Annotated in this window: 28 protein-coding genes and 3 tRNA genes; 8 read left to right on the forward strand and 23 right to left on the reverse strand. The window is 57.7% G+C overall.

The window, feature by feature from the left end:
- Positions 1–23 precede the first annotated feature (23 nt).
- From AACY25_RS00395 to AACY25_RS00440, 10 genes are all read right to left on the reverse strand, one after another.
- Positions 24–100 (reverse strand) — tRNA-Pro (locus AACY25_RS00395).
- 90 nt (positions 101–190) lie between these two features.
- On the reverse strand, positions 191–547 hold the full coding sequence (locus AACY25_RS00400) for a MerR family transcriptional regulator (RefSeq protein ID WP_090256190.1): 357 nt from the start codon (positions 545–547) through the stop codon (positions 191–193).
- Positions 528–830 (reverse strand): integration host factor subunit alpha, encoded by a 303-nt coding sequence (gene ihfA / locus AACY25_RS00405; RefSeq protein ID WP_003243414.1) that lies wholly within the window; start codon positions 828–830, stop codon positions 528–530. The genes AACY25_RS00400 and ihfA overlap by 20 nt, the downstream gene beginning before the upstream one ends.
- Positions 831–833: 3 nt before the next feature.
- Positions 834–3,212, reverse strand: coding sequence for a phenylalanine--tRNA ligase subunit beta (pheT, locus tag AACY25_RS00410; RefSeq protein WP_339521836.1), 2,379 nt, complete (start codon positions 3,210–3,212; stop codon positions 834–836).
- 45 nt (positions 3,213–3,257) lie between these two features.
- Positions 3,258–4,274 (reverse strand): phenylalanine--tRNA ligase subunit alpha, encoded by a 1,017-nt coding sequence (gene pheS / locus AACY25_RS00415; protein ID WP_090256188.1) that lies wholly within the window; start codon positions 4,272–4,274, stop codon positions 3,258–3,260.
- Between the two features lie 95 nt (positions 4,275–4,369).
- Positions 4,370–4,726: a 50S ribosomal protein L20 gene (gene rplT / locus AACY25_RS00420; protein WP_040069108.1), complete on the reverse strand. Its 357-nt coding sequence runs from the start codon at positions 4,724–4,726 to the stop codon at positions 4,370–4,372.
- A 25-nt stretch (positions 4,727–4,751) separates the two neighbouring features.
- Positions 4,752–4,946: a 50S ribosomal protein L35 gene (rpmI, locus tag AACY25_RS00425; RefSeq protein WP_079202156.1), complete on the reverse strand. Its 195-nt coding sequence runs from the start codon at positions 4,944–4,946 to the stop codon at positions 4,752–4,754.
- 60 nt (positions 4,947–5,006) lie between these two features.
- Entirely contained in the window at positions 5,007–5,558 is a 552-nt protein-coding gene (gene infC / locus AACY25_RS00430) for a translation initiation factor IF-3 (RefSeq protein ID WP_296218155.1), read from the reverse strand.
- Positions 5,558–7,480, reverse strand: coding sequence for a threonine--tRNA ligase (thrS, locus tag AACY25_RS00435; protein ID WP_339521840.1), 1,923 nt, complete (start codon positions 7,478–7,480; stop codon positions 5,558–5,560). Before thrS ends, infC begins: the two co-directional genes overlap by 1 nt.
- Positions 7,481–7,721: 241 nt before the next feature.
- Positions 7,722–7,798, reverse strand: a tRNA-Val gene (locus tag AACY25_RS00440).
- A 185-nt stretch (positions 7,799–7,983) separates the two neighbouring features.
- On the opposite strand from AACY25_RS00440, the gene AACY25_RS00445 reads away from it, so the two are divergent.
- Positions 7,984–9,267, forward strand: a complete 1,284-nt coding sequence (locus AACY25_RS00445) for an NAD(P)/FAD-dependent oxidoreductase (RefSeq protein WP_339521843.1) — start codon at positions 7,984–7,986, stop codon at positions 9,265–9,267.
- A 66-nt stretch (positions 9,268–9,333) separates the two neighbouring features.
- Here the strand turns inward: AACY25_RS00445 and AACY25_RS00450 are convergent, their stop codons facing one another.
- Positions 9,334–10,023 (reverse strand): PA2778 family cysteine peptidase, encoded by a 690-nt coding sequence (locus tag AACY25_RS00450; protein WP_339521845.1) that lies wholly within the window; start codon positions 10,021–10,023, stop codon positions 9,334–9,336.
- Positions 10,024–10,255: 232 nt separating this feature from the next.
- Here AACY25_RS00450 and dusA point away from each other — a divergent pair, with 232 nt between their 5' ends.
- Together dusA and tal are read left to right on the forward strand one after the other, a co-directional pair.
- Positions 10,256–11,266: a tRNA dihydrouridine(20/20a) synthase DusA gene (gene dusA / locus AACY25_RS00455; protein WP_339521847.1), complete on the forward strand. Its 1,011-nt coding sequence runs from the start codon at positions 10,256–10,258 to the stop codon at positions 11,264–11,266.
- A gap of 41 nt (positions 11,267–11,307) precedes the next feature.
- The gene (gene tal / locus AACY25_RS00460; protein ID WP_339521849.1) at positions 11,308–12,234 is read left to right on the forward strand and encodes a transaldolase; all 927 of its coding nucleotides are present in this window, start codon (positions 11,308–11,310) and stop codon (positions 12,232–12,234) included.
- A 57-nt stretch (positions 12,235–12,291) separates the two neighbouring features.
- On the opposite strand, the gene rssC is transcribed toward tal, so the two are convergent.
- Together rssC and rssB are read right to left on the reverse strand one after the other, a co-directional pair.
- Positions 12,292–12,774 (reverse strand): anti-sigma factor antagonist RssC, encoded by a 483-nt coding sequence (gene rssC, locus AACY25_RS00465; protein ID WP_275963607.1) that lies wholly within the window; start codon positions 12,772–12,774, stop codon positions 12,292–12,294.
- Positions 12,775–12,782: 8 nt separating this feature from the next.
- Complete coding sequence (gene rssB / locus AACY25_RS00470) at positions 12,783–13,967, reverse strand: two-component system response regulator RssB (protein ID WP_339521851.1); 1,185 nt, start codon at positions 13,965–13,967, stop codon at positions 12,783–12,785.
- Between the two features lie 215 nt (positions 13,968–14,182).
- On the opposite strand from rssB, the gene AACY25_RS00475 reads away from it, so the two are divergent.
- Positions 14,183–14,482: a PilZ domain-containing protein gene (locus AACY25_RS00475; RefSeq protein WP_339521854.1), complete on the forward strand. Its 300-nt coding sequence runs from the start codon at positions 14,183–14,185 to the stop codon at positions 14,480–14,482.
- 59 nt (positions 14,483–14,541) lie between these two features.
- Here the strand turns inward: AACY25_RS00475 and AACY25_RS00480 are convergent, their stop codons facing one another.
- The gene (locus AACY25_RS00480) at positions 14,542–15,243 is read right to left on the reverse strand and encodes an MlaA family lipoprotein (RefSeq protein WP_339521856.1); all 702 of its coding nucleotides are present in this window, start codon (positions 15,241–15,243) and stop codon (positions 14,542–14,544) included.
- Positions 15,244–15,474: 231 nt separating this feature from the next.
- On the opposite strand from AACY25_RS00480, the gene AACY25_RS00485 reads away from it, so the two are divergent.
- Positions 15,475–16,185: an HAD family phosphatase gene (locus tag AACY25_RS00485; protein ID WP_339521859.1), complete on the forward strand. Its 711-nt coding sequence runs from the start codon at positions 15,475–15,477 to the stop codon at positions 16,183–16,185.
- 148 nt (positions 16,186–16,333) lie between these two features.
- A complete protein-coding gene (locus tag AACY25_RS00490; protein WP_339413567.1) occupies positions 16,334–16,600 on the forward strand; it encodes a DUF4404 family protein in 267 nt (88 codons plus the stop codon).
- A 48-nt stretch (positions 16,601–16,648) separates the two neighbouring features.
- Here the strand turns inward: AACY25_RS00490 and queF are convergent, their stop codons facing one another.
- The 4 genes from queF to AACY25_RS00510 form a co-directional block, all read right to left on the reverse strand.
- Positions 16,649–17,479: an NADPH-dependent 7-cyano-7-deazaguanine reductase QueF gene (gene queF, locus AACY25_RS00495; protein WP_339521861.1), complete on the reverse strand. Its 831-nt coding sequence runs from the start codon at positions 17,477–17,479 to the stop codon at positions 16,649–16,651.
- Positions 17,480–17,574: 95 nt separating this feature from the next.
- The gene (pyrF, locus tag AACY25_RS00500) at positions 17,575–18,273 is read right to left on the reverse strand and encodes an orotidine-5'-phosphate decarboxylase (RefSeq protein WP_339521863.1); all 699 of its coding nucleotides are present in this window, start codon (positions 18,271–18,273) and stop codon (positions 17,575–17,577) included.
- 125 nt (positions 18,274–18,398) lie between these two features.
- Entirely contained in the window at positions 18,399–18,869 is a 471-nt protein-coding gene (locus AACY25_RS00505) for a DUF3291 domain-containing protein (RefSeq protein ID WP_339521865.1), read from the reverse strand.
- A 95-nt stretch (positions 18,870–18,964) separates the two neighbouring features.
- Positions 18,965–19,198, reverse strand: coding sequence for a DUF1127 domain-containing protein (locus tag AACY25_RS00510; protein WP_339521866.1), 234 nt, complete (start codon positions 19,196–19,198; stop codon positions 18,965–18,967).
- Between the two features lie 97 nt (positions 19,199–19,295).
- Between AACY25_RS00510 and AACY25_RS00515 the strand changes: the two genes are divergently transcribed.
- Positions 19,296–20,150, forward strand: a complete 855-nt coding sequence (locus tag AACY25_RS00515; protein WP_339521868.1) for a LysR substrate-binding domain-containing protein — start codon at positions 19,296–19,298, stop codon at positions 20,148–20,150.
- Here the strand turns inward: AACY25_RS00515 and AACY25_RS00520 are convergent.
- Complete coding sequence (locus tag AACY25_RS00520; protein ID WP_339521870.1) at positions 20,140–20,895, reverse strand: sulfite exporter TauE/SafE family protein; 756 nt, start codon at positions 20,893–20,895, stop codon at positions 20,140–20,142. The two genes, AACY25_RS00515 and AACY25_RS00520, sit on opposite strands and share 11 nt — an antisense overlap.
- Positions 20,896–21,001: 106 nt before the next feature.
- Here AACY25_RS00520 and AACY25_RS00525 point away from each other — a divergent pair, with 106 nt between their 5' ends.
- The gene (locus AACY25_RS00525; RefSeq protein ID WP_339521872.1) at positions 21,002–21,958 is read left to right on the forward strand and encodes a LysR family transcriptional regulator; all 957 of its coding nucleotides are present in this window, start codon (positions 21,002–21,004) and stop codon (positions 21,956–21,958) included.
- Between the two features lie 150 nt (positions 21,959–22,108).
- On the opposite strand, the gene efp is transcribed toward AACY25_RS00525, so the two are convergent.
- The 4 genes from efp to AACY25_RS00545 all read right to left on the reverse strand — a co-directional run bounded on the left by efp (position 22,109) and on the right by AACY25_RS00545 (position 24,471).
- Entirely contained in the window at positions 22,109–22,681 is a 573-nt protein-coding gene (gene efp / locus AACY25_RS00530) for an elongation factor P (protein ID WP_325506236.1), read from the reverse strand.
- A 46-nt stretch (positions 22,682–22,727) separates the two neighbouring features.
- Positions 22,728–23,861, reverse strand: coding sequence for an elongation factor P maturation arginine rhamnosyltransferase EarP (gene earP / locus AACY25_RS00535; protein WP_339521874.1), 1,134 nt, complete (start codon positions 23,859–23,861; stop codon positions 22,728–22,730).
- Positions 23,862–24,103: 242 nt separating this feature from the next.
- Positions 24,104–24,193, reverse strand: a tRNA-Ser gene (locus tag AACY25_RS00540).
- Positions 24,194–24,285: 92 nt separating this feature from the next.
- The gene (locus AACY25_RS00545; RefSeq protein ID WP_339521875.1) at positions 24,286–24,471 is read right to left on the reverse strand and encodes a hypothetical protein; all 186 of its coding nucleotides are present in this window, start codon (positions 24,469–24,471) and stop codon (positions 24,286–24,288) included.
- Between the last annotated feature and the right edge of the window lie 200 nt (positions 24,472–24,671).

Raw genomic sequence — 24,671 nt, forward strand, 5'->3', positions numbered from 1 at the left:
TGCTTGAGCCGCTTAGGAATTATTGGTCGGGACGGAGTGATTCGAACACTCGACCCCTAGCACCCCATGCTAGTGCGCTACCGGACTGCGCTACGCCCCGACTAGGCGTGAATCCGTTTTCAGATAACCGAAAACGTCGCGAACTATACATTAAGCTTCTGAAATGTGGAAACTTTTTTGAATAATGCGACTATTTCCTAAGCACCAACAACACGTCTTCAAGCTCGGTAATCATTTGCTTGATCAGCTGCTTGTATTGAGTGCTGTCATCTTTGGCTTCATCGCCTGAAAGACGCTGACGCGCCCCACCGATGGTGAAACCTTGATCGTATAAGAGCGCACGAATCTGCCGAATCATCAGCACATCCTGACGCTGATAATAGCGGCGATTACCGCGCCGCTTAACCGGGTTGAGCTGTGGAAACTCCTGTTCCCAATAACGCAACACATGCGGTTTAACGGCACAGAGCTCACTAACCTCACCAATAGTGAAGTAGCGCTTGCCGGGTATGACGGGTAGTTCGTCGTTATGACTTGGTTCCAGCATACGCCTCGACCCTGGCTTTAAGTTTCTGGCCTGGACGGAAAGTCACGACACGGCGAGCCGTGATCGGAATTTCCTCTCCTGTTTTTGGATTGCGACCGGGGCGCTGACGCTTATCGCGCAGATCAAAGTTACCGAACCCCGAGAGCTTGACCTGTTCGTTGAGCTCCAGCGCTTGGCGGATCTCCTCAAAGAACAGCTCCACCAACTCCTTGGCTTCCCGTTTATTCAGGCCCAGCTCTTCATACAGACGTTCCGCCATCTCAGCTTTCGTCAGAGCCCCCATACGCTACTTCCTTAACGTGGCGTTGAACCTTTGTTCCAGGGAGGTGAGAATATTTTGCGTTGTGGTACTCACCTCATCGTCATTAAGAGTGCGCGATGGATGCTGCCAGGTCAAGCCAACGGCAAGGCTTTTTCTATGAGGATCAATACCTTTACCGTGATACACGTCAAATAGCTTGAGGTCGGTCAGCCACTCGCCTGCTGCTTCACGAATCGCGCCGAGCAAATCCTGCGCTGGCACGTCACGATCGACCAGCACCGCCAGGTCACGCCGCACTTCAGGGAACTTAGACAGCTCCTGGAACTTAGGCATAACGCCCTGAGTGATTTCACCCAGCACCAGCTCAAACATAAAGACAGCCTGATCCAGACCCAGCACCTTCGACAGCTCGGGATGAATGGCGCCGAGGAAACCGACTAAACGCCCCTCACGTTCAATGCGCGCTGTTTGCCCTGGATGCAACGCAGCGTGCTCGCCTGGCACAAATGCAAAACTATCGCCCGCACCGGCACTGGCCAGCAACGCTTCGACATCAGCCTTCACATCATAGAAATCGACATCATCGCGGCCGTGCGCCCAACCTTCAGGCAAGCGACCACCACAAATCACGCCCGCCAGCATCGGCTCTTGTTTCAAGCCTTCGAGCTGACCAACAAAGCGCAAGCCGCTTTCGAACAGACGCACACGCGACTGCTGGCGATTCAAATTGTGCTCAAGCGCTTTAATCAGACCTGGCCACAAGGAGGAGCGCATCGCCGCCATATCTGCGGAGATCGGGTTTGCCAGCATCAGCGGCTCAACGCCTGGATTGAACAACTCGAACAACTTGGGATCGATAAAACTGTAGGTAATCGCTTCCTGATAGCCACGGGCAACCAGCAAACGGCGCAGCGCAGGCAGTTCGACAGCCGCTTCAGCCTTGGCCTGCGGGGCCAAACGCGCTTGCGGGTAACGCACAGGCAAGCGGTTGTAACCATACAAGCGGGCAAGCTCTTCGATCAGATCGACTTCCAGGCTGATATCGAAGCGATGACTTGGCACACCAACCTGCCACTGCCCTTCGCCATCGGCACGAATGTCCAAGCCCAAAGCCGCCAGCAAACGGACAATTTCGGCATCATCCATCTTCATGCCGAGCATCTGCTCGATACGCTCAACGCGCAGCGTGACCGGCGCAACGCTCGGCAAATGCTCCTGATTGACGACTTCGATAATCGGCCCGGCTTCGCCACCAACGATTTCCAGCAAAAGCGCAGTCGCACGCTCCATCGCCTCGCGGGCCAGCTGCCAGTCCACGCCACGCTCGAAGCGGTGCGACGCATCCGTGTGCAAACCGTAAGAGCGCGCCTTGCCAGCGATGGCGATGGTGTCGAAGAACGCACTCTCAAGGAACAGATCTCGGGTCTTTTCGTTGACGCCGCTGTGCTCGCCGCCCATCACGCCGGCAATGGCCAAGGCACGGCTGTGATCGGCGATCACCAACGTATCGCTACGCAGGCTGATTTCCTGACCATCAAGCAGGACAAGCTTCTCACCCTCCTCCGCCATACGAACACGGATGCCGCCATTGATCTCAGCAAGATCAAACGCATGCAGTGGCTGACCCAGTTCAAGCATCACGTAGTTGGTGATGTCGACAGCTGCATCGATACTGCGCACATCAGCGCGACGCAGACGCTCAACCATCCACAACGGTGTCGGCTTGGACAAATCGACATTGCGCACAACCCGACCGAGGTAACGCGGGCAGGCTTGCGCAGCCAGAATTTCAACTAGGCGCACTTCATCATGGCTCGGCGCAACTGCCGCAACTACCGGGCGAGTGACAGGCGCGGCGTACAAAGCACCGACTTCACGCGCCAGACCAGCCAACGACAGGCAATCGCCGCGATTCGGGGTCAGATCGACTTCGATGCTGGCGTCATCCAGATCCAGATAGACACGAATGTCCTGCCCCACCGGCGCATCTGCCGGCAGCTCCATCAGACCGTCATTTTCTTCGCTGATCTGCAGCTCAGAGGCCGAGCAAAGCATGCCGTTGGACTCAACGCCGCGCAGCTTGGCTTTCTTGATTTTGAAGTCGCCGGGCAGTTCGGCACCGATCATGGCGAACGGAATCTTCAGGCCGGGGCGCACATTGGGCGCGCCGCACACCACCTGAAAGGTTTCCGCACCATTGCTGACCTGGCACACGCGCAGCTTGTCGGCATCGGGGTGCTGCTCGGTGCTCAGCACCTCACCCACCACTACGCCACTGAATACGCCGGCGGCCAACGATACGCTGTCAACTTCAAGGCCGGCCATGGACAGGCGGGCAACCAGATCGTCGCGGGAAACCTGCGGGTTTACCCAGCTACGCAGCCATTGTTCACTGAATTTCATACTGTCTGTTCTCCTGAACCAATTCGATTACGGAATGCGAGGGCGCTAGCGAAATTGCGCCAAGAACCGCAGGTCGTTATCGAAGAACAGCCGTAAATCGTTGACGCCGTAACGCAGCATGGCCAGACGCTCAACACCCATACCGAAAGCGAAACCAGAGTATTTTTCCGGATCAATGCCAGACATGCGCAACACATTCGGGTGCACCATGCCGCAGCCCATGACTTCCAGCCAGCCGGTCTGCTTGCACACGCGGCAGCCTTTGCCGCTGCACATCACGCACTGCATATCGACTTCGGCCGATGGCTCGGTGAAAGGGAAAAACGAAGGACGGAAACGTACGCCCAGAGGCTTTTCGAAGAACACCCGGAGAAACTCCTCGATGGTGCCCTTAAGGTCAGCAAAACTCACACCCTCATCGACCAGCAGGCCTTCTACCTGATGGAACATCGGCGAGTGAGTGATATCGGAGTCGCAGCGATAAACGCGGCCGGGGCAAACAATACGGATCGGCGGCTGCTGCGATTCCATGGTGCGCACCTGAACCGGAGAGGTGTGGGTGCGCAGCAACATGTTCGCGTTGAAGTAAAAGGTGTCATGCATAGCCCGGGCCGGGTGATGACCTGGGATATTGAGTGCTTCAAAGTTGTGATAGTCGTTTTCCACTTCTGGGCCTTCGGCAATGCCGTAGCCAATACGGGTGAAAAACTGCTCGACGCGCTCCAATGTCCGAGTGACAGGGTGCAGACCACCAGAAGTCTGACCGCGGCCTGGCAGGGTCACGTCGATTTTTTCGGCGGCGAGCTTGGCGCTCAGCGCGGCCTGTTCCAGAGTTGCCTTACGGCTGTTCAGGGCATCCTGAACTTGATCCTTGGCGGCATTGATCAACGCACCGGCTTGCGGACGTTCTTCTGCCGACAGATTGCCCAGGGTCTTCATCACCTGAGTCAATTCGCCTTTCTTGCCCAGATAGTGAACCCGCAGTTGCTCCAGGGCATTCACATCGTCGGTGTGGCTAACGGCCTCAAGCGCTTGCGAGACCAGCACATCCAGATTTTCCATTTACAGACTCCAGATACGAAATAGGGGAAGAGCTTGAAGGCTCTTCCCCTATTGGTGACGTTTAGCACCGGGCGAGCCCGGTGATTGTCGGGGACTTAAGCCAGTACGGCTTTCGCTTTCTCGACAATCGCAGCAAACGCCGCTTTTTCGTTCACTGCCAGATCAGCCAGTACCTTACGGTCGATCTCAATGGACGCTTTTTTCAGGCCGGCAATGAAACGGCTGTAAGACAGACCGTTAACACGTGCACCAGCATTGATACGAGCGATCCACAGAGCGCGGAACTGACGTTTTTTCTGACGACGGTCGCGGTAGGCGTACTGGCCTGCCTTGATGACCGCTTGCTTGGCAACGCGGAATACGCGTGAACGCGCACCGTAGTAGCCTTTAGCGAGTTTCAGAATTTTTTTGTGACGCTTGCGAGCGATAACGCCGCGCTTAACACGAGCCATGAGTAATTTCCTCTATCTTGACCGATTAACGAACGCGCAGCATGCGCGCCACTTTTGCTACGTCAGACGGATGCACCATGGTGCTACCGCGCAGTTGACGCTTACGCTTAGTGGACATCTTGGTCAGGATGTGGCTCTTGAAAGCGTGCTTGTGCTTGAAGCCGTTAGCGGTTTTGAGAAAACGCTTGGCTGCACCACTCTTAGTTTTCATCTTTGGCATGTTCGGATACTCCGCATTCAGTTGATAAACATAACCGCAAGGCCTGCCGTGCCCTGGTGGTTACTTCTTCTTTTTGGGGGCGATGACCATGATCAGCTGGCGTCCTTCCATCTTTGGATGCTGTTCAACGGTGCCGTATTCAAGCAAGTCACCTTCAACTCGCTTCAACAACTCCATGCCCAGCTCCTGATGCGCCATCTCACGGCCGCGGAATCGAAGCGATACCTTGGCCCTGTCCCCATCACTAAGGAAACGTACCAGGTTGCGTAGTTTTACCTGGTAATCCCCTTCCTCCGTCCCTGGACGAAACTTGATTTCTTTAACCTGAATCTGCTTCTGGTTTTTCTTTGCAGCAGCAATCTGCTTCTTCTTTTCGAAGATCGATTTGCCGTAGTCCATCAGCTTGCAAACAGGGGGCACTGCATCGGCAGAAATCTCTACCAGATCCAGCTTGGCCTCTTCGGCCTTAAGAAGCGCGTCTTCAATTGACACAATCCCAAGCTGCTCACCCTCAGCGCCAATTAACCGAACCTCGCGTGCCGAGATATTCTCGTTGATCGGGGCCTTCGGTGCAGCTCGTTTATCTTGTCTCATTTCACGCTTAATAATGATTACTCCAAATCTTGGCGACCACGCCGGGAAACCGCCTGCGCAAGAAATTCAGCGAATTGAGTGACGGGCATTGAGCCCAGATCAGCACCTTCACGGGTACGCACGGCGACAGTTTTCGTCTCAACCTCCCGATCTCCAATAACCAAGAGATAGGGAACCTTGAGCAAAGTATGCTCGCGGATTTTAAAGCCTATCTTCTCGTTCCTCAAGTCAGACTTGGCACGAAAACCGCTTTGATTGAGCGTTTTTTCCACTTCGAGAGCAAAATCAGCCTGTTTATCAGTGATATTCATCACCACGGCCTGAGTCGGAGCCAGCCAAGCTGGGAACGCACCTTCATAGTGCTCGATCAAAATACCGATGAAACGCTCGAACGAACCGAGAATCGCCCGGTGCAACATGACCGGTACTTTGCGGCTATTGTCTTCAGAAACGTAACTCGCTTCCAGACGCTGCGGCATATTCGGATCGTACTGCAGAGTACCGCACTGCCAAGCGCGACCAAGGCAGTCGAGCAACGTGAACTCGATCTTCGGACCGTAGAACGCGCCCTCCCCCGGCAGATACTCCCAAGGCAGACCCGCTTCATTCAGCGCATTGGCCAGCGCCTCTTCGGCACGATCCCAGAACGCATCATCCCCCACACGCTTGGCTGGGCGTGTGGAGAGCTTCATCTTGACGTCGCTAAAACCGAAGTCTGCGTAAACCTGCAAGGTCAGCTTGATGAAATCCGCAGCCTCTTTCTTGACCTGCTCTTCTGTGCAGAAGATATGCGCGTCATCCTGAGTGAAGCCACGCACACGCATAATGCCGTGCAGAGCGCCTGACGCCTCATTACGGTGGCAGGAGCCAAACTCAGCCAGACGCAGCGGCAGCTCACGGTAGCTCTTGAGCCCCTGATTGAATATCTGCACATGGCACGGGCAGTTCATCGGCTTGATCGCGTAATCGCGACTCTCCGACTGAGTGGTAAACATGTTATCGGCGTAATTACCCCAGTGCCCGGATTTCTCCCACAACACCCGGTCAACCACCTGCGGCGTGCGCACTTCCTGGTAACCGTTGTCGCGCTGCACACCACGCATGTACTGCTCAAGCACCTGATAGATGGTCCAGCCATTCGGGTGCCAGAACACCATACCCGGCGCTTCCTCCTGGGTATGGAACAAGTCGAGGCGCTTGCCGATCTTGCGATGATCGCGCTTCTCTGCCTCTTCGATACGCTGGATATAAGCCGCTAGCTGCTTCTTGTCAGCCCAAGCCGTGCCATACACGCGCTGTAACTGCTCGTTCTTAGCATCTCCGCGCCAGTAGGCACCGGACAATTTGGTCAGCTTGAACGCCTTTAGGAAACGCGTATTCGGCACGTGCGGACCGCGGCACATGTCGACGTATTCTTCGTGGTAGTACAGACCCATGGCCTGCTCATCCGGCATATCTTCAACCAGACGCAGCTTGTATTCCTCGCCACGCGCGGCAAACACATCAATAACCTCGGCGCGCGGGGTTACTTTCTTGATGACGTCGTAGTCCTTCTCGATCAGCTGCTGCATGCGCTGCTCGATCGCCGCCACATCATCTAGAGTAAACGGACGCTCAGAGGCGATGTCGTAGTAGAAACCTTCTTCAATGACCGGACCGATCACCATCTTGGCAGCGGGAAACAGCTGCTTGACCGCATGACCAATCAAATGCGCACAGGAATGGCGAATGATTTCGAGCCCTTCCTGATCTTTTGGCGTAATGATTTGCAGGGTTGCGTCGCTTTCAATCAGGTCACAGGCGTCAACCAGCTTGCCATTGACCTTGCCTGCTACCGTGGCCTTGGCCAGACCAGCACCAATAGATTGCGCCACCTCGAGTACGGATACCGGGTGATCGAACGAACGCTGACTGCCGTCGGGAAGAGTAATGATGGGCATGGCGCCTCCTCTCCTAGTGGTGACCTCTACCAAAGGCCACATGGGTTGGGATGAGCCAGTAAGCGATTCGGCGGTATACCCGCCATACAGTGGCAGGAGCTTTTCAGCCAACCAAAACAGAACCGGGGTCACTGGAGGTTTTTAACAGCGATTAACCGCACGGATGCTTGCAGAAAGCCGGGCCTGCTGGCAAGAACCCAATAAAAAAGGGCCGCCTAAGCGACCCTTTTCCTACCAAATCTGGTAGGCACGATTGGACTCGAACCAACGACCCCCACCATGTCAAGGTGGTGCTCTAACCAACTGAGCTACGTGCCTACGATGGGTGCGCATTCTACGGCGGCGCAAAAAACTGTCAACAGGTTTTTTCGCTAACTGCCTGAATAATTGAATTTTTTACTGTTCTACAGCGCGTTTAATATTTCGCACAGGCCACTAGCCGAGCTTTTTTAACTCAGGTAGCATCCGCCTATTCGTAAAAAATAAAGAACAGAGGTTGCAAAATGGCGCACACAGCTTATCCACAATCCTACTACGCGGCCTCCGCCAATCCTGTACCGGCGCGCCCGGAATTGAATGGTGAAGTCGAGACCGACGTGTGCATCGTCGGCGCGGGCTACACCGGCCTGTCCACGGCCATCGCCCTGCTCGAAAACGGCTTTAAAGTCAGCATTGTCGAAGCGGCCAAAGTCGGTTTCGGCGCATCGGGCCGCAATGGCGGGCAGATCGTTAACAGCTACAGCCGCGATATCGATGTGATCGAGCGCAGCGTCGGCCCCAAACAGGCGCAACTGCTGGGCGACATGGCCTTTGAAGGCGGCCGCATCATTCGCGAGCGCATCGCCAAGTACAACATCCAGTGCGACCTCAAAGACGGTGGCGTCTTCGCTGCCAACACGCCCAAGCACCTGAAGCACCTCGAATCGCAGAAAAAACTCTGGGAGCGCTACGGCCACACTCAACTCGAGCTGATGGACGCCAAACGCATTCGTGAAGTGGTCGGCAGCGACGCTTATGTGGGCGGCATGCTCGACATGAGCGGCGGCCATATCCACCCGCTCAACCTGGCACTGGGCGAAGCGGCAGCGGTCGAGTCGCTGGGCGGGGTGATTTACGAACAGTCACCCGCCATCCGCATCGATCGCGGCGCCAACCCTGTTGTGCACACCCCCAATGGCCGGATCAAAGCCAAGTTCGTGGTCGTCGCCGGCAACGCCTACCTGGGCAACCTGATACCGGAGCTGTCGGCCAAGTCGATGCCGTGCGGCACCCAGGTAATCACTACCGAGCCTCTATCCGCCGAGCTGGCGAAAAGCCTGCTGCCGCAGGACTACTGCGTCGAGGACTGCAACTACCTGCTCGACTACTACCGCCTGACCAACGACAGGCGCCTGATCTTCGGTGGCGGCGTGGTCTATGGCGCACGCGACCCGGCGAACATCGAAGCGATCATTCGCCCGAAGATGCTCAAGGCCTTCCCGCAGTTGAAAGATGTGAAGATCGACTACGCCTGGACCGGCAACTTCCTCCTGACCCTGTCGCGCCTGCCGCAAGTCGGCCGCCTCGGCGACAACATTTACTATTCACAAGGTTGCAGCGGCCACGGCGTGACTTACACCCACCTAGCCGGCAAGGTCCTGGCCGAAGCCCTGCGCGGTCAGGCAGAACGCTTTGACGCCTTCGCCGACCTGCCGCACTACCCCTTCCCTGGCGGGCGCCTGTTCCAAGTGCCATTCAGCGCTCTGGGCGCCTGGTACTACACCCTGCGTGACAAACTGGGCATCTAAAGCACAGCACGCATACAGAAACGGCACCTCAAGAGGTGCCGTTTTGCATTCTAACTCCCAACGGTTTTACAGCTGTGCGTCCGGCCACACCTGACGCGCCGTACGCAACGCCCGCTGCGCAGCCGCCGTACGACCCTGCTCTTGCAGTTCCTGCGCAGCGCTCATCCACGCCTGCTTGAGCGGCTGCGCCGGCAATTGATTGGTAGGCATGACCAACACCGCCCAACGCCCCGCCTCACCCCAGGCATCGTCGAAGCTGGCAAAACTGGTGTACCAACGCCGGGTATTGCCCGAGCGCAGTACCAGCGTGCGCTCGCGCTGGTCATAACCGACCAGCAGCGCAAACTGCGCGCCCGGCCCGCCGAATAGACGATCCTGCATCACCAGCACCGGATGCCCTGCGGACACCTGTTGCATCAGCGCATCCAGATTACCGGGCAAGGGGTAGACCAGCAGATCATAAGAGCGCGCCACTGCTTCAAGCCCGGCTTGCGCGCTTTGCCCTTTGGCCAATTGCTGAATGCGTTCATCCACCAATCCAGGGCTACTAATCACCCCATGATGATTGAGCAGCGCAGCCAACGCCGAAGGCCCGCCCTGGGCATCACTGAGTTGAAAGAACGGCACATCGGCCAACTCGACCCGCTCGGGCAAGCGCTTGGTCTCAGGCTGCAGCTGAGGCCCACCAGCGCAGCCAGCGAGAAGAAAAAACAGAGCAACCGACAGAAGCTTTACTACGCGCACAGATTGAAACATCACTCACCCACTGGCTTGTTTGTGGCGCAGAGCATAACGATGAAGTGCCAGTGACCCAACCCATCCGCACAAAATGCCGGATTTACCTGCAAGCACCGACCAAACCATGAGTACAAACGAAAAACCTCTCCGGGCTGATAAACTGCGGGCATTGCACCCAACGCTGCCCGCCCCAGCATGCCAACGAATCACGACAGCCGCCCGTGCGCCTGTCGTCAAACAGATAGATCCAATGCCCGATAACTCTGCACCACCTACCAATATGTCCCCAGCCACATTTTCCCGGCGATTCTCCGTCGCCCCAATGATGGATTGGACTGATAGGCACTGCCGCTTCTTTCTGCGCCAGCTCTCACAGCATGCCCTTCTGTATACCGAGATGGTAACCACCGGGGCGATATTGCACGGCGATACCGCGCGGTTTTTGCGTCACAGTGCGGCCGAGTATCCATTGGCCCTGCAATTAGGTGGCAGCGCGCCGGCGGACTTGGCAGCCTGTGCCAAGCTGGCGCAGGAAGCGGGCTATAACGAGGTCAACCTCAACGTCGGCTGCCCCAGTGATCGAGTGCAGAACAATATGATCGGCGCCTGCCTGATGGGCCATCCACAACTGGTCGCCGACTGCGTGAAAGCCATGCAGGACGCGGTGGATATCCCGGTAACGGTAAAGCACCGCATCGGCATCAACGGCCGCGACAGCTATGCCGAGTTGTGCGATTTCGTCGGCACCGTGCGCGATGCAGGCTGCCGCAGCTTTACCGTGCATGCGCGCATCGCCATTCTCGAAGGGCTGTCGCCCAAGGAAAACCGCGAGGTACCGCCACTGCGTTATGAAGTGGCGGCGCAGCTCAAGCAGGACTTTCCCGACCTCGAGATCATCCTCAACGGCGGCATCAAAAACCTGGAAGATTGCCAGCAACATCTGCAGACCTTCGATGGCGTGATGCTGGGCCGCGAGGCGTATCACAACCCTTACTTACTGGCGCAGGTGGATCAACTACTGTTCGGCTCCAGCCGCCCGCTAATGAGCCGCTTCGAGGCCATGCAGAGCATGCGCAGCTATATCGCCGCGCACTTGGCCGAAGGCGGCAGCATGCACCACATCACCCGCCACATGCTCGGTCTGGGCCAGGGTTTCAACGGCGCTCGGCGCTTTCGACAACTGCTCTCGGTGGACATTCACAAGACCAGCGAGCCCCTGGCGCTATTCGATCAAGCGGCGCAATTGCTGCAAGGCCGCTGACTCGGGTAAGGTCGGGGCATCTGTAACGACAAGGCTGTGCCATGACCTCCAAGCTCGATCAACTCAAGCAGTTCACCACAGTGGTCGCCGATACCGGCGACCTCGGCGCCATCGCCCGCCTGAAGCCGGTTGATGCCACCACCAACCCTTCCCTGCTGCTCAAAGCCGCTGCCATGCCTGGTTACAGCGCACTGCTGACAAGCGCAGTGACTGCCAGCAAAGGCGATCTAGGCCTAGCTTGCGACCATTTTGGCATCGCTGTGGGCGGTGAAATCCTCAAAATCATCCCCGGGCGCATCTCCACCGAGGTGGATGCGCGCCTGTCCTTCGACACCCAGGCCACCCTGCGCCGCGCTGAACGCCTGATTGGCCTGTATGAAGAGGCCGGGATTGGACGCGAACGCGTGCTGATCAAGATCGCCTCGACCTGGGAAGGTATTCGCGCTGCCGAGCAGCTGGAAAAGGCCGGTGTCCAGTGCAACCTGACCCTGCTGTTCACCTTCGCCCAGGCCCAGGCCTGCGCCGATGCCGGCGTATTTTTGATTTCACCCTTCGTCGGGCGCATCTACGACTGGTACAAAAAGGCTGAAGGCCGTGATTTTGTCGGCGCAGAAGACCCCGGCGTGCAGTCGGTTACGCGCATCTACAACTACTACAAGGCCAACGCCTACCAGACCGTGGTAATGGGCGCGAGCTTCCGCAATATTGGCCAGATCGAACAACTGGCCGGCTGCGACCGCCTGACCATCAGCCCCGAGCTGCTGCAGCAGCTGGCCGATGATCAGCAGTCACTGGCGCGCCTGCTCAGTCCTGGCAAGACTGCCGAAACCAAACAGAGCCTGAGCGAGAGCCAATTCCGCTGGGCGATGAATGAAGATGCCATGGGCACCGAAAAGCTCGCCGAAGGCATTCGCCTGTTTGCCCGCGACCAGGAAAAGCTGGAAAAACTGCTGACCGCCCAAGCCTGAAAGGCCTGAATGCAAACGGGGCGCTCATTGAGCGCCCCGTTTGTTTAGCGAGTCATATCAGTGGTGTTCGAGGGCATTGACCAGATCGTGGAAGGCTTCGCGATTGGACTCATTCAAGCCCATCAAAATGCGATGCGCCTCAAGCACCTTGGCGCGCACCAGCTCTTCCGACTGATCCTGCGACGGCAGATCGTCCAGACAGTCCGGGCATGGCACCGGCGTGTCGACGATATTGAACACCTGATCGAATCCCATCGACTGCAGCAAGCGCGTGATATCAGCGTGGGTGGTCACCACAGTTGGCAACAGGCCGATCTTCTGCCGCGAAAGAATCGACAGTTTGGCCAGCAGACCAAGGGTCGTACTATCGATACTGCGAGTCTCGGTGAGATCGATCACGATGGCTGAGAAGTTCAGCGCAGTGAAAATTTTCTCGATGGTCGAGTCCAGGGCCGAACACAGCGTCAGGCGCACTTCACCCACAAACTTCAAGATGAACGTACCATCTTGCTCGGCAAATTGGATTCTACCGGGGCTTATCCCAGGGTTCATGCAAGGTTCCTGCTTAACACCAGCAAGGCAATATCATCCGGCATATCCCCCAGATTGGCCAGCCCAAAAGCCGTACGTAAGCCATCCAGAGTACCGCCCGCAGAACTGATCAGCTGCGGCAAATGGGTTTCCTTGTCTTTCAAGGTATCACCCGGCAGCAGATCAAGGATGCCATCGGAGAGCAGCGTCAAGCTGAAGTCTTCCGGCAATTCAAGTTCCAGATCATTGTATTCGGCCTCAACAAACAGCCCGACCGGCAGGCCGCGACCTTCCAGATAACGCGCCTGCCCTTCGCTGTAGAGGACAGGCAGCGGCAAGTGGCCTCCAACGCTGTAGGTCAGGCGGTTATTGGCCTGATCGATCACGCCACCCAGCATGGTCACATGCTTGCCCAACTTGCAGTTAATCAAGCCACGGTTGATATGGCCGAGTACTTCAGAGGGTTTGAAATTCGGCAGATTGCCGCCGCGCCGCGACTCATACAGCAGGCGCGTGGTCATAAATTTCAGCAGCACCGTGACAAATGCCGACGAGGCGCCATGCCCGGAAACATCGGCCAGATAAAAAGCGATACGGCTGTCATCGACGCGGAAATAGTCGACAAAATCGCCAGATAAGTACAAGGAAGGAATAATCTTGTGGGCAAAATTCAACCCATCAGCTTGCCACGGCGTCACCGGCAGCATGTTCATCTGCACTTGGCGACCAGCGTTCTGGTCTTCTTGCAGCAGATGTAAGCTGGCTTGTAGTTCGCGGTTGGCCGTTTCCAACTCATCGCGGTAGCGCTGGTTCTCCAGGCGCAGATTGGCGCGATCCAGGGCGCGACGCACCGAATGCTCAAGCACAGCGAGATCCGCCAGGGGCTTGATCAGGTAGTCGGCAGCGCCCAGGCGCAAGGCCTCGACGGCATCGCTCATCACGCCGGCACCGGACACCACGATCACCGGGGTCTCCACTTGCAGGGCGTTGATACGGCGGATCAGCTCGAGGCCATCTACTTGCGGCATGCGCAAATCGCAGATCACAAGATCCGGCGACTCCGCATGAAAGACTTCCAGCCCCTGCAAGCCGTTGGCGGCCTGCAGCACGTGAAAACCACTGTCTTCCAAGTAGGCGGCGAGACTCGCACGCACTACGTCGTCGTCATCGATTATCAGCAGCGTGGCACTGGTTGTGTGCATGAGGTATCCAGGCAAACTGCGCCGGGTATGGGTTGGTTTATGCGTCAAGGCAACCGCCTGGCCGCGCGAACTCGGCTTGCTTCAAGGCGCAGACGGTACTCCCATCCGCTACGTGATTCAAGCGGGTGCCGGTCGTCGCCGCACGACTTTACACCTCAAATCGGCGAAGGTTATAAGAGCTGCAGGACAGCCCCCATAACAAGAGGAAAAAGCCCATGAGCCAAAATGATCGTGCCTACAGTGAGAAACGCGATTACATCCGCATGCGGCTAGAGGCCCCCGTCACCCTGCATCATGACGGCAAGGAAATTCCCGCACTGTGCCTCGACCTGTCCAGCACCGGTATGCAGCTGGAAGCCGAGAGCGCGGTGAAGATGGGCGACAAGGTACGGGTGCATATCGCTTCTGATCACAACGAATTACGCGGCCTGGATGCCCAAGCCGAAGTAATGCGTGTCAGTACGATGGAAGACGGCCGCCAGGCATTAGGCTTGGCGATTATCTCCATGAACTGAAATGCTCGGACAACAAAAAAGGCGGCCCGCATGGCCGCCTTTTTTGTGCACACGAGAACTCAGAAATCGTCCTCTACGTCACCATCGCGCACTTTGAATTCGCGGTTCTGCAGGTAGGCGTTACGGATAAAGATGTATTTATCACCACTGACCATACGCTCGGCCTTGAGCAAGCTGGCCCGCAGGTCAACCGCCTGAACACCACGTACCACATTGCGCGTCGGCACATGGTCAATATACGCAGGCGCGGTCAGCATGCTGTCCGGCACCTTGCCAAAAGCATCACGCACGGTGCTTGGGCCTAACAGTGGCAGCACCACATAAGGTCCGCTATTAAGCCCCCAGGCGCCCATGGTCTGCCCGAAATCTTCATCGCTGCGCTGCAGCCCCATAGCAGTGCCTACATCAAAGAAGCCCAGCAGGCCGAAGGTGGTGTTGAAGATCAAACGGCCGCCATCAACCCCAGCGTCATGTAATTTGCCTTGCAGCAGGTTATTGGCCAAGTTGCCGACATCACCAATGTTACGGAAGACGTTGTGCACGCCATCTTCAAGAAACTGCGGCGTAACCGCCTGATAACCCTTGGCCAACGGCTTGAGGGTGTAGGCATCAACGTTATCGTTGACCCGGAACATAAAGCGGTTGTAGCCCTGCCAAGGGTCCTCTTCATTGGCCTGCGCCAGAGCAGGCAGTAACAGCGCGCCAGTACAGGCTATCAACAGGCTCAATCGTTCAATCCAGCTCGCACCGGTTACACGCATCACAGTCGCTCCTTGAAAATGCTCAGGCTGCCGCAGGCGGCAAATCAGGCCGCGCAGTATAAGGCGCCAGCCCACTAAATAGGCAGCATAGCGGACGAACAAATAGCCGAAAATTGACTTACGGTTGCCATACAGCTCAGCGAGTGATTGCACGCTTAGAGAAACAAAGACTTCATCTGCCTGTAATCTGGGACCGATAGCCTGGGCTAGACTATTTTTCAAGGACGGCCCATGCAAACGCCCGCCACCTCGCCCGCTTTCACCGCCATTCTATTTAGCCTATCCGGCTGCCTGGTTGATTTCGGCGCACGCACCATCCCTGTCACTCTGCAACGTCTCTACCCCAAAGCAACCAATCACCAGAGCTTGCAGCAGGCCCTGGGTCGTGAACCCTTGGCTGAAGAGTGGCAGGCGTATCAGCAGGCTCTTTGCGAGACGACATGCGAGCATACCGAAGCCACGCCAGCTGCGTTGTCCCTGCTTGAGCAGCTGCAACAGCAAGCGGTGCCTTGCGCCTGGCTTGATGAGCTACCCCGCGACGCCAGCATCAGCCTGGCCAGCGCGCTACCGGACTGGCTACCCGGCACACCCAACCACAGCCATCGCCCTTTGCCGGCGCCCGACGTCATCTGGCGTAGCCTGATAGAGCTACAAGTAGATCAGCTTGCAGGCTGCGTACTAGTGAGTGGCGAACCGCGCTTACTGCAGGCAGCGTTGAATGCCGGTATCTGGACCATCGGCCTGGCCATCAGTGGTCCGCTCTGCGGTTTGGCACCGGCTGATTGGCAAAGCCTGCCGATTGCTGAACGTGATCGGCTGCGCAGCCAGGCCACATTGAGCCTGTACCGTCTTGGCGTGCACTCCGTGATCGACCAAATCAGCGACCTGCCCACCTGCCTGGCAGACCTCAGCCTGCGCCGACATAAAGGCGAGAAGCCCTGAGCCGCCACCCAATTGCTCGCTGAAACAGTGCTCGACGCTTGATCCAAAGCAAGCAAAGGCGGCGTGCTTGGATTAACCTGAAGATATGCAGGACCTTTCGCGCGTGCGCAAGGTCAGTCAGTCTGTCGATTACCAAAGGGAGAACTCCATGCCTGCAAGCCGCCTGCAGCAACAACTGCAAGATCTGCGCGACCAATTGGCCGAGCAAACGCCATTGACTGAAGACGAGCGCGCTGAGCTGTTTGTGCTAACCCAGGATATTGAGCTGCAACTGGCCCGCCAGGCCGCAGCCGCGCCTGACGCAACCCTGATCGACGGGGTCAACCTCGCGGTAGAGCGCTTCGAAGCCAGCCACCCGACCATTGCCGGCACCCTGCGCAATATCGTGCAAAGCCTGGCCAATATGGGTATTTAAACGCACGCAGCACTAACGAAAACCCCAGCACTTAGCTGGGGTTTTGTATTACTGGCGCACCAAGCGCTGATTGTCAGGACTGATAGGCCCAGTGCTGCGATAGGGATTGATATCCAACCCGCCACGCCGCACATAACGCGCATATACCGTCAGGTGCTCAGGCTTAAGCAGGCGCTGCAGGTCAAGAAAGATTCGCTCCACGCATTGCTCATGAAAATCCGCGTGTTGGCGGAAGCTCACCAGGTAAGCCAGCAGGCTGGCATGATCCAGAGCCAAGCCCCGGTACTGCACCACCAGCGTGCCCCAATCCGGCTGACCGGTAACCGGGCAGTTGGATTTGAGCAGATGGCTATGCAGGCTCTCTTCGACCACTCGCGCGGCATCACAGCGCAGCAGCTCAGGCTGCGGCTGCGCATAGTTGCTGATGGCCACATCCAACTCATCGATACAGACGCCAGGCGCGGCCTGCACACCGTCGGTCGTCACTTCAGCCAGGCTGCGCACGCGCACGCCAACAGGCTTGCCGGCGGCGGCCGAGAGGTCCTGTACCAGTAGTGCCACCAGTTCCTCAGCGCTGCTGAACACCGACTGGTTTATCGAGTTGAGGTACAGCTTAAAGGATTTCGACTCGATGATATTCGGCGAGTCGGCGGGAATGGCGAACTCGCCCATGGCCACCACCGGCTTGCCTGATGGCAATAGCCAGGACAACTCGAAGCAGTTCCAGAAATCCACACCCTGATACGGCAGCGTCTCGGCGCTCAGGCCCAGCTCAGCCCATTTCGCGGCACGCGGAATCGGGAACAACAAAGACGGGGTGTAGGTAGCGATGTATTCGCTGGATTTGCCCAGTGGCGAATCTTCGGCGGCGGGATGCATGGAAAAAACCTGGCTAGTCGAGACACGGCGATTGTATACAACTTTTAAAACAGATTCAGTGTGGCAAGACCGATGTCGGCCTTGCCGCAGCAGCATCAGGCCAGCTCAGATACCACCGATGCCAGCGCCTGAGCGGGATTGGCAGCCTGGCTGATCGGCCGGCCGATCACCAGATAATCAGACCCCACATCCAGAGCCTGACGCGGAGTCAGAATACGGCGCTGGTCGTCCTGAGCGCTGCCGGCAGGACGAATCCCCGGCGTCACCAGTTGCAACGCCGGGTAAGCGGCCTTCAGCGCCTGCGCTTCCTGAGCCGAACACACCAGACCATCCAGACCAGCCTGCGCCGCCAACCCAGCCAGGCGTAGCACCTGCGCCTGCGGTTCGAGATCCAGGCCAACGCCCGCCAGGTCTTCGCGCTCCATGCTGGTCAACACGGTTACACCGATCAGCAGCGGCTTGACCCCAGCGAGCTTGTCCAGGGTTTCGCGGCAGGCCGACATCATGCGCAGGCCGCCCGAGCAGTGCACATTGACCATCCACACGCCCATCTCGGCCGCGGCCTTGACCGCCATGGCAGTGGTATTGGGAATGTCGTGAAATTTCAGGTCGAGAAACACCTCGAAGCCCTTGCCGGCCAGCACGTTGACGATCTCCGGCCCGCAACGGGTGAACAGCTCCTTGCCCACTTTTACCCGGCACAACTTGGGATCGAGCTGATCAGCCAATGCCAGTGCGGCATCACGGGTTGGGAAATCCAGGGCAACGATAATCGGGGTCTGGCAGGCGGACATGGGCAGGCTCTCGGGCAAGACAAATTCGGCGCGCATTGTAGCGGATGCGCCGCACGCTTGCCGCCCCGGCGATCCGCCCGCCTCACCTACATTCAAGGGAACCCGCAGCAAATAACCGCTTGCAGTTACTCAGCAGTCTCAGCCACAAGCACATCCGGCGCCGCAAACGCCTGGCGAAAGCTGAACGCCTGCGCGCTGGCGCCCTGCTCACGCAGCAACGCCAAGCGCTCGGCAGCCTCTTGCATCGATGGTCGATGCCCCGTCGGCACCCACCACAGCACCATATGCGCCGCACTGACCTTGCTGAACCACTCCTGGCGGCGTTTGAGCATCTCGATATGGGCGGACTTGTACACGTAATCGCTGAGCGCCTGCACATCGCGCCATACCGACAGATTCACCAGCACATCGTCACCAAACGGGCGAAACGCCGTGGCATCGCCCGCCTCGTCCTGCAAGCGCCAGATATAGCCGGGCGAGGCTTCCGCCAGCGCATTGATGCGCTCCAGGTTGGCGACAAAGTCGGCCATGCTTGGCGACTCCAGCGGCTCCTTCATCGTGGCGATATTCAACTGCGCGAGTTGATAGCTAGACATCAATGTCTCTCCCTATTTATGTAAATCCCTGAATAACCACTGCGCTGACTGAGCCCTACAAGCGCATCACAGCCTCGATGCACACGGCCAGCGACTCAGCGCGCCATGGGATCATCCCAGAATGAGCGCTCGCTTTCCTGGATAACATCAGCGCGGCTTAAGCCCAGGTCCTTCAACGCCGCATCATCGAGCATGGCCAGGCGTCGGCGTTGTTCGGCCAGCTGCCACCAGCGGGAAAACTGGCGGCCAACCGCACGCAGTATTTCAAACGGCCGACGGCCCTGTAAGCGTCCGGCACTGACTAATGCATAACCTTTTTGACCTTTCATCTCGTCGCCCTCCTTATGGGGTTGGCGACAGTCTCGCGCTGGGATTATGATCAATCCAACGAATGTTTCTTATGCAATGCATCTCGGAGATTGATGTATGGCCAGCTACCCGAGCATAGACAGCGAATTGCTGCGCACCTTTGTTGCGATTGCCGATCACGGCGGTTTTACCCGCGCCGCGGAAATGGTCAACCGCACCCAGTCGGCCGTCAGCATGCAGATGAAGCGCCTGGAAGAAGACGTGGTGCAGCGCCCATTGTTTCTGCGTGATGGCCGCCAGTTCAGCCTCACCGCCGAGGGTCAGTTACTGCTCGGCTATGCCCGGCGCATTCTCAAATTGCACAGTGAAGTGATGACCAGCATGCGTGCTCCGCACATGGTCGGCACCGTGCGTATCGGCACGCCGGACGACTATGTGATGCGCTTTATGCCGGGTATCCTCTCGCGCTTCGCCCAGGCCTACCCGCTGGTGCAGGTAGAATTGCACTGTGAGCCGTCGTTCCAGTTGTTGCTGCGCCAAGACCTCGATCTGACCATCGTCACCCGTGAGCCAGGCACCGAAATTGGCCAGTTGCTGCGCCAAGAGCGAATTGTCTGGGCCGAAGCCCAGGGTTTCAGTCCGCATGAGCAGGAGCCGCTGCCTCTGGCGATGTTCAATGCCCAATGTTTCTGCCGTTCCTGGGCCTGCAACGCGCTGGACGCCATGGAGCGCGAATACCGTATCGCCTACACCAGCCCGAGCCTCTCAGCGATCATGGCGGTAGTCAGCGCCGGCCTGGCGATTACCGCACAGCTGCAAAGTCTGATTACCCCGGACATGCGCATCATCGGCACCGCCGAAGGCTTGCCGTCTATGCCTTCCGCCAGCATCGTATTACTGCGTAACAGCCAGACCCAGTCGCAAGTCACCGAAACCCTGGCCGAACAAATTGTCGAAGGCTTCAGACTTTAAGCGCGAGCAATAGCGCGCAGAGCAGCAGAAAGCCGGCAAATAATCCGCGCAACACCCGCTCTGGTAGCGCGTGGGCGAACTTCACGCCCCAGCTGATGCTGAGCAAACCACCTAACGCCAAAGGCGCACCCAGCAGCCAATTGACGTGATCATGCGCCGCATAGGTCGCCAGCGTCACAGCTGTACTAGGCGCCGCCAGGGCCAGGGACAAACCCTGCGCTACCACCTGACTGGTGCCGAATACCGTGGTCAGCACCGGCGTCGCCAGCACCGCGCCACCCACACCAAACAACCCGCCGAGCAAACCGGCGCCACTGCCTAGCAGCGTCAGCCAGGGCCAGGGGTATCGCAGGTCAACCGAGAGCAGGGCCGGCTTGCTGTACAGTCGAGAGAGGTTGTATGCAGCCAGCAACACTAGGAAGGCCACGAAACCCAGGCGCATGCGCTCAGCATCCACAGTGACTGCCCAGCCTGCGCCCAGCACGGCAAACATCAGGCTTGGCACCGCCAGGGCCAACGCATGCCGCCAGTCGATACGGTTGCGCTGGTGATAACGCCACAGCGCCAACAGCACATTGGGCACCACCATCACCAACGCCGTGCCCTGGGCCAGCTGTTGATCCAGGCCAAACAGCACGCCAAGCGCCGGAATGGCGATCAAGCCACCACCAATTCCAAACAGGCCGCCTAGGGTGCCGAGGGCAAGCCCAAGCAGGAGGTTAAAGGCAAAGTCGAGCAAGGTCATCAGTGGGCTCCAAAGTAATGCCGCACAGCCTAGCGCCTCGACACTAGCCGTGAAACGCACAGCAACGCAAAATGGCTATGCATCTAACGCACAACAGAGCTTGACCATGAATCCCGATAGCCTGACCGATCAGCTCAGCTTGTTTCTCGATGTGCTGGAAACCGGCAGTTTTTCCGCCGCGGCCCGCCGTCACCCACTGACACCCTCAGCAGTGGCTCGGCGCATCGATGCGCTGGAGCGTTCGCTGGGCAGCAGTCTGTTCAGCCGCAGCACCCATGCGGTGCGCGCCACCTCCGCAGGTCTGGCGTTTGCCGAACGAGCCAGACGCATTCTCGCCGAGCTGCACCTGGCTCGCGCTGAAGCCGTATCGCTGAGCAGCGCACCAGAAGGGCTGATTCGTGTTGATGCCCCAGCACCGTTCGGCCGAAGGCATCTGGCCCCAGCGATTGCCGAGTTCTTGGTCGCCTATCCAGGCCTGGATGTGCAGTTGCGTCTGATCGACAGCTTTGTCGATCTGCATGGCACACACCTGGGTGAAGTCGACTTGGTGCTGCGCATCGGCCCACTGGCCGACACCCGTTTAGTCGCCACAGCGCTATCACCCATGGTTCGAGTCGTCTGTGCTAGCCCCGACTACCTGGCTCGTCGCGGCGTGCCGCGCAGCCCAAGTGAATTGCTAGAACATGACGGCCTCGACTGGGACAGCCTCGCGCCGCCCTATGCCTGGCGCTTCGAGCAGGACGGCAAACTGCAGTTGTGCCGCCCCAAGCGCCTGCGCATGACCGCAAACAACGCCGAAGCGCTGCTGTTCAGTGCCCGCGCCGGCTTGGGCATTGCCCATTTGCCGACCTGGCTGATCAGCGACTACCTATTGCGTGGTGAGCTGCTACCACTGTTCTGCGAAAACGGCCTACCCGCCCCCGAACCCAGTGGTATCTATGCCCTGCGCCTGGAACGGGAAACCGACTCACGCAGCCGTCTGTTGCTGGAGTTTCTCAAGGCCCGCTTTGGCCCGGTAGCACCTTGGGATCTGGCGCTGCACAGCGGCTTACAGCGTAACTAGGGCCAAACGGCCAAAACAGCAGGCAAAAAAAGATCGGGAATCATTTTTAACGTCGCGCAGCGACGGCCCGAAGGGTGGCCGCCATGGATGGCTGGCCATAAAAAAGCCCGACTCAAGTCGGGCTTTTTCTTCTCGCCATTAAAGCCGATCTTAGACCGGAGCTTTAGCGCGGGATTTGTACTCGCCGGTACGGGTGTCGATCTCAATCCAGTCGTCAATGTTGCAGAAGTCTGCAACCTTAACTTCGGTACCGTTACTCAGCTTAGCTGGCTTCATCACCTTGCCGGAAGTGTCGCCACGAGCGGAACCTTCGGTGTAAGTGATTTGGCGAACGATGGTGGTCGGCAGGTCAACCGAAACCACTTTACCTTCGAAGAATACGGCTTCGCAGACGTCGGTCATGCCATCAACGATGTACGGCATTACGCTTTCCAGGTCGTCTTTGTTCAGCTCGTACTGGTTGAACTCTTCGTCCATAAAGACGTAGTTCGGCTCGCTGTAGTACGAATAGGTCACCGCAACGCGATCAAGGATCACCGGCTCCATTTTGTCGTCAGCTTTGTATACGGTTTCAGTCGAGGAGCCGCTCAGCAGGTTCTTCAACTTCATTTTAACGATGGCGCTGTTACGACCGGATTTGGTGAATTCGGCCTTCTGGATCAGCCAAGGTTGGCCGTCGATCAGGGCCACACTGTTGGGCTTCATTTCTTGTGCGGTTTTCATACGAATATCCGGATTTGGATGGAATTACAAAATTCTTGGCCGCGTATCATAGCCAATTTAGGTAAAACAGCACCAGCGCCGCGGCAAGATCGCTCTGAGAGGCCCGTTGCAGACACCAGTCTTCGGCGTGTCTGCACTGCTCAGGCCAGCTATGCAGCAGTTGTTGCCAACTCTCTTTGACCGACTCGGCGGTATTCCACGCACGCCATAAATCAATCAGTGCAACCTGTGCTGCTGCTGATAAACCTTCCTTATATAGCGTCAAGAAGGCCTCGAGTTTTTCCAAGTGGGCGTTATCCGCTTGCTGGTAGATATGCCAGAATAATGGCCGCCCAGCCCACTGCGCACGAACAAAGGAATCCTCACCGCGCACCGCATTGAAGTCGCAACTCCATAGCAGCCGGTCGTACTGGTCCTGCTGGATAAACGGCAGCACATGGATTTGTAGCCGGCCCCTCTGTCGCACATCTCCCGCGCGCAAGGTTGTGCAGTCGAGCCAAGCCTGTAAGTCCGCCAAAATGCGCCCTTCCGGCACCAGTAACTGGCTGGCTTGCATATCGGCAGCCAATACATCCAGCCAGCTGGCCAGCGCGCCGTTTTCGTAGGCAAACAAAGAGATCAACCGCGCCCCAGGCAACGGCGTTACGCCGATGGTGCGCAGAAACACCTCGCGGGCACTACTGTCCGCCTGAAACGCCCGGCGCTGCGCCAACAGGTCACGCTCACGCAACAGACCGCCGCTGCCTGCAGTAAATCCGGGAAAGAAGAAGAACTTCGAAAGACCATTGGATTGCAATGACGGTAAGCCATGGCAACCCTCTACCCAGTCTTCGGCACTCAGGTACTCAAGGTTGAGCCAGAGCGGTTTCTGCACACGCTGCGCCATCGCCGCTATATAGGAAGCTGGCAACTCACAGGCAAACGCCTCGATCACCACATCAGCAGGCTCGACCGCCTGCCACTCCGCATTCCACCAACAGACTTCAACCCCCTGCTGGATTTGCCGCTGCGCCTGCACCTCAGCCTGCGGACACAAACGCACAAACGCTCCCAGATCATCCACCCACAGCCGCACCGCCAGACCATGCTCGGCAACCAACTGCCGCGCCAACCGCCAGGCCACTCCGATGTCGCCGTAGTTATCGATAACGCTGCAGAAAATGTCCCAAGTCGCCTTCATGCCCAACCCCAATTGCCAAGCGCGCAGTCTAACAAGCACCCAACGGCGAGTGAGTTACCAACGACACCTCGGATGCCTTCCGAGACGCCACGGCAAAAGTAAAAAACGCCACTGACGGGGTGCTTCCAAGGTTGGGCCATGACTGTCATCTGTACCACTGCGCTGTACCAATCCGGCGCAGACTTACGAGGCCTTAAACGAAAAAACCCCCAGAAAGGCTGCTCTCTGGGGGTTTTCTAATATGGCGGTGAAGGAGAGATTCGAACTCTCGATACGATTTCTCGTATACACACTTTCCAGGCGTGCTCCTTAAGCCACTCGGACACTTCACCGGGGCTCGACGGTCATTGCTGTCTGCCGAGGCGCGCTAATCTAGCCGAACAGCTTGCCAAAGGCAAAAGCTTTTTTCAAAAAATTCATGCGCTTATGCCATATGCTGGTCTTCGGCCGGGAGATCTGCCGTGCTCGGCTCGAAGCGCTGCTGGCCGAACAAGATAAAGCCAAGGGAGATAAACAGGCCAAAGCCGAACAGCCCCAGCACACCCGCTGGGCTTTGAGTCTGTTGATTGCTTGCCAGCCAGAGCATGCCGGTCAACAGCAGCAGAGCCAATGCTGCGCGCCAGCACCTGAGAAGTCGGATTAAGCCAGGCATGTCGATCACTCCGTAATAGAGTGGCGACCTTAAGTGCGAGCAAGCCGTGCAGCCCAATTGGCGATCTTGATCGCCGCCATAGCCCAAACTGCCGCAATCGCTGACCAGCCAGTCAGCCATCGTGCTTTACCTGACCGGTGCGGATGAGTAACGTCTGC

This window comes from Pseudomonas sp. EA_35y_Pfl2_R111, assembly GCF_963970955.1.
Taxonomy (GTDB): domain Bacteria; phylum Pseudomonadota; class Gammaproteobacteria; order Pseudomonadales; family Pseudomonadaceae; genus Aquipseudomonas.